The sequence below is a fragment of the Mesorhizobium sp. M7A.F.Ca.ET.027.02.1.1 genome, from assembly GCF_004022985.1.
Classification (GTDB): Bacteria; Pseudomonadota; Alphaproteobacteria; order Rhizobiales; family Rhizobiaceae; genus Mesorhizobium.
On the sequence record NZ_RZOL01000524.1, the window covers coordinates 1 to 3592 of the forward strand.

A 3592-nucleotide genomic window follows, 5' to 3' on the forward strand; every position below is an offset into this window, starting at 1 on the left:
GACCGGCAACATGCCTGACAGCTGGGCTCCGTCTATCAGTTCGAAGGCCGGCAGGGCGATGAGAAACACCAGGCCGTCGAGCAGCGTGGTCAGCAGCAGGCGGGGCTTGAAGCTGCCCGTATCGCCCTCCTGGTAGAGCGACAGCTTCGGGAAGAAGCGCGGCACCTTCTCCAGATAGGCCTGGTACGGCGCGCCGAGCGCTTCCTTGAGGAACTTCTCTTCGCGCAGGATGACGATGTGGAAGGCACCCGCGCACAGCAGCGCAAAGAGGATGATGCCGGAGAACGAGCCGATCTGGGCGCCGACGCCGGCCGCGGCCACGGTCGAGAACACATAGAGCGGGTTGCGGGTTATCGAGTAGGGCCCGCCGGTCACCACCTCGGAAGATTTGCGCCCGCCTATGTAGAGCGTCGCCCAAAGGCGCCCGACGATGCCGAGGAAAATCAGCAGCACGCCGAACATTTCGATCGACTCATGCATCCAGGTTTCAGGCGGAAAACTTGATTGGCCGAACAGCAGTGCCAGAAACAGCACCACCACCAGCACCGCAAGCACCATGCGGCGCATATGCTGGTAGTTGCCCAGCCCGTGTGCCTCGACGGGCGCAGACTTGATTTCATTGACCATGGCGGAATCCGATCGTCGAGAAACTTGCCCGCGATCGCAGCTTCTGGCCAAGGAAACAGGGCCCCGCCGATCGTTGGGATGACTTGCAGGATAATTCAGGCGGATTTAATGCATGTCGCCTCTTTTGACTGCCTATCGCCGCTCAATACAGCCAGAAGAGGACGGGAATCACACCGCTTTCCTGTCCGGACTCGATGAGTTCGAAAAACGGTATGGAAACCAGAAACATCAAGCCGTCGCGCAGCGTGTGATTGAAGATGCGCGGTGTGAAGGTGACCTCGGCCCGATCGCGATAAAGCCGGGGATTTGGAAAAAAACGCGGCACCCGTGCGACGTAGTCCTTGTACGGCGCCCCGAGCACGGTCGTCAAATGCCGTTCCTCGCGCAGCGTGACGATGTGGAACGCGGCCGCGCACAAAACCGCCGACGCTACCGCGACGATCGCGCTGCCGGTCTGGGTGCCGATGCCGACGGCCGCTACGGTGGAGAAAAAATACAGCGGGTTGCGCATCACCGAATAGGGGCCGGTCGTAACCACTTCGGCCGACTTGCGGCCGCCGATATAGAGGATCGACCAGAGCCGGCCGCCGATCCCGATCAGTATCAGGGCGATCCCGTGCGCCTCTATGCGTTCGTGGGTTAGTTCATCGTGCGGGGAGCCGCCGAAGATCAGCAAAGCGCAAAAAGCACCTATTAGCAGCGCCAGCAGGACGCGCCGGCGCCGCTGATAGCGACCCATTTCACTTGTAGAACGTGCCGCAGCGGTCATGGGAGAATCCTTTCGCCGCGAGGACCGGCAACCAGAATCCTTGTCGATGCAACTTGCGGAGAAATCATGGCGAAGACAAAACAAACAAAAGGCCGCCGAAGCGGCCTTTGCTTTTGACGGGGATCGCTCTAGCGCGGCGACAGCACCATCATCATCTGGCGGCCTTCGAGCTTCGGTTCCGCCTCGACCTTGGCGATCGTCGCCACTTCCTCGCGGACCTTGTTCAGAAGCTGCATGCCGAGTTCCATATGCGCCATCTCGCGGCCACGGAAGCGCAGCGTCAGCTTGACCTTGTCGCCTTCCTCGAAGAAGCGGCGAACCGCCTTCATCTTGGTCTCGTAGTCATGGCTGTCGATGTTCGGGCGCATCTTGATCTCCTTGATCTCGATGACCTTCTGGTTCTTGCGCGCCTCGGCCGCCTTCTTCTGGTTGGCGTATTTCAGTTTGCCGAGATCGAGTATCTTGACGACGGGGGGCACCGCATTGGGCGATATCTCGACGAGATCGAGCCCAGCCTCTTCGGCGAGCAGCAATGCGTCGTTGATGGAAACATCGCCGCGGTTCTGGCCTTCGGCGTCGATAAGCTGGACCCGGGGAACCCGGATGTCACGGTTGGAGCGCGGGCCATCCTTGGTCGGCGCCGCTGCTTTGAAAGGTCTGCGAATGGTCGTGGTCTCCTTGGCCGTTTCGTTCAGGGTCTGTCAGTGTTGATGCATGGACGCGCCAATGTGGTGAGCGCGCGGGCGGAGTCAATAGCACAGCATTGACAGAAAATCACCCTGATCGCTGCTCTGCACCAAACAAACAGCATCGTGAGCACTTTTCGCCACGCCACCGTCCGTGTCACAAGACCGGCGTTGAGGAAAAGCCATGACTGCCACGCCCCCAATCTTTCTGGATGTAGATGGATCGCGCATCGCGGTGCGCCATACTGCTGGCTCTACGCCGGGCATCGTCTGGCTCGGCGGCTACAAGTCGGACATGCTGGGCACGAAGGCTCAGACGCTGTCGGACTGGGCGGCAAAAGAAGGCCGCGCCTTCCTGCGCCACGATTATTCCGGCCATGGCGAATCCGGCGGCGCCTTTGCCGACGGCACGATTTCGACATGGCTTGCGCAAAGCCTTGCCGTGTTCCGGCATTTCACCCGGGGCAGCCAGGTCCTGGTCGGCTCCTCGATGGGGGCCTGGATCGCGCTGCGCATGGTGCAGGAATTGCGCAAGGCAGGCGATAGCAACGTCGCCGGCCTGGTGCTGCTGGCGCCGGCCCCGGATTTCACCGCCGAACTGGTCGAACCGGTGCTGACCAAGGCGCAGAAGCGCGATCTCGCCAAAAAAGGTTTCTTCGAAGAGCCGTCGGACTATTCCACGGAACCCTACATCTACACCCGCGCGCTGATCGAGGACGGGCGCGACAACCGGGTTATGACAGGCCCGATCGACACCCATTGCCCGGTGCACATCCTGCAGGGTCTGGCCGATGCAGATGTGCCGGCAAGCCATGCGCTGAAGCTGGTCAGCCTGCTGCCCGCCGACGACGTGACACTGTCACTGATCCCCGACGGCGACCATCGCCTGTCGCGACCCCAAGATCTCGACATGCTGGTTAGGGCCGTCGATGCGATGGTGCAGAGGGGAAACTGATGCGCGCATCCATTCCGATATCCGCTTTCGTCGCGGCGATCGTCGGCTTCGGCGGCACGCTGGCCATCGTCATCGCCGCCGCCAACGCAGTCGGCGCGACGCAGATCGAGACGGCAAGCTGGGTGACGACGATCTGCCTGGCCATGGCGATCGAGAGCCTGTGGCTGTCATGGCGCACGAAGATGCCTGTCATCACCGCATGGTCGACGCCGGGCCTGGCGCTGATCGCGGCATCGAGCGGCTTTTCGATGAGCGAGGCCGTCGCCGCCTTCATCGTCACCGGCGTCCTTCTGGTCGCCACAGGGCTGTTTCGGCCCCTGACCAAGCTGATCTCGAGGATACCGCCCTCCGTTGCCTCGGGCATGCTGGCTGGTATCGTCGTCACCTTCGCGCTCAATGCGGTGAAAACCATTCCAATCGACCCGTGGCTGATCCTGCCGCTGATCGCTGCCTTCTTCGTTATCAGGCTGTACAACCCGGCGCTGTCGGTGCTGGCGGTTCTGATTGGCGGTGGCCTCGCCGCCTTCCTCACCGGCCGTGTCGGGGGCCTGCCCA

At 61.8% G+C, this 3592-nt stretch carries 5 protein-coding genes; 2 read left to right on the plus strand and 3 right to left on the minus strand.

Annotation, left to right across the window (positions count from 1 at the left end):
• The 3 genes from EN749_RS32635 to infC form a co-directional block, all read right to left on the minus strand.
• Positions 1–627, minus strand: a 627-nt coding sequence (locus tag EN749_RS32635; RefSeq protein WP_145991103.1) for an isoprenylcysteine carboxylmethyltransferase family protein, incomplete at its 3' end; no start/stop codon positions are given.
• 142 nt (positions 628–769) lie between these two features.
• Positions 770–1396, minus strand: a complete 627-nt coding sequence (locus EN749_RS32640) for an isoprenylcysteine carboxylmethyltransferase family protein (protein ID WP_128364713.1) — start codon at positions 1394–1396, stop codon at positions 770–772.
• Between the two features lie 128 nt (positions 1397–1524).
• Entirely contained in the window at positions 1525–2061 is a 537-nt protein-coding gene (gene infC, locus EN749_RS32645; RefSeq protein WP_013528312.1) for a translation initiation factor IF-3, read from the minus strand.
• A gap of 205 nt (positions 2062–2266) precedes the next feature.
• On the opposite strand from infC, the gene EN749_RS32650 reads away from it, so the two are divergent.
• The gene (locus EN749_RS32650) at positions 2267–3037 is read left to right on the plus strand and encodes an alpha/beta hydrolase (protein ID WP_128364714.1); all 771 of its coding nucleotides are present in this window, start codon (positions 2267–2269) and stop codon (positions 3035–3037) included.
• The coding region (locus EN749_RS32655) for a benzoate/H(+) symporter BenE family transporter (protein ID WP_189367870.1) at positions 3037–3592 on the plus strand (556 nt) is incomplete at its 3' end. The genes EN749_RS32650 and EN749_RS32655, both read left to right, overlap by 1 nt.

Coding starts and splice junctions, on each gene's coding strand:
- EN749_RS32640 (WP_128364713.1), bottom strand. CDS start 1,396: ATGACCGCTGCGGCACGTTCTACAAGTGAAATGGGTCGCTATCAGCGG.
- EN749_RS32650 (WP_128364714.1), top strand. CDS start 2,267: ATGACTGCCACGCCCCCAATCTTTCTGGATGTAGATGGATCGCGCATC.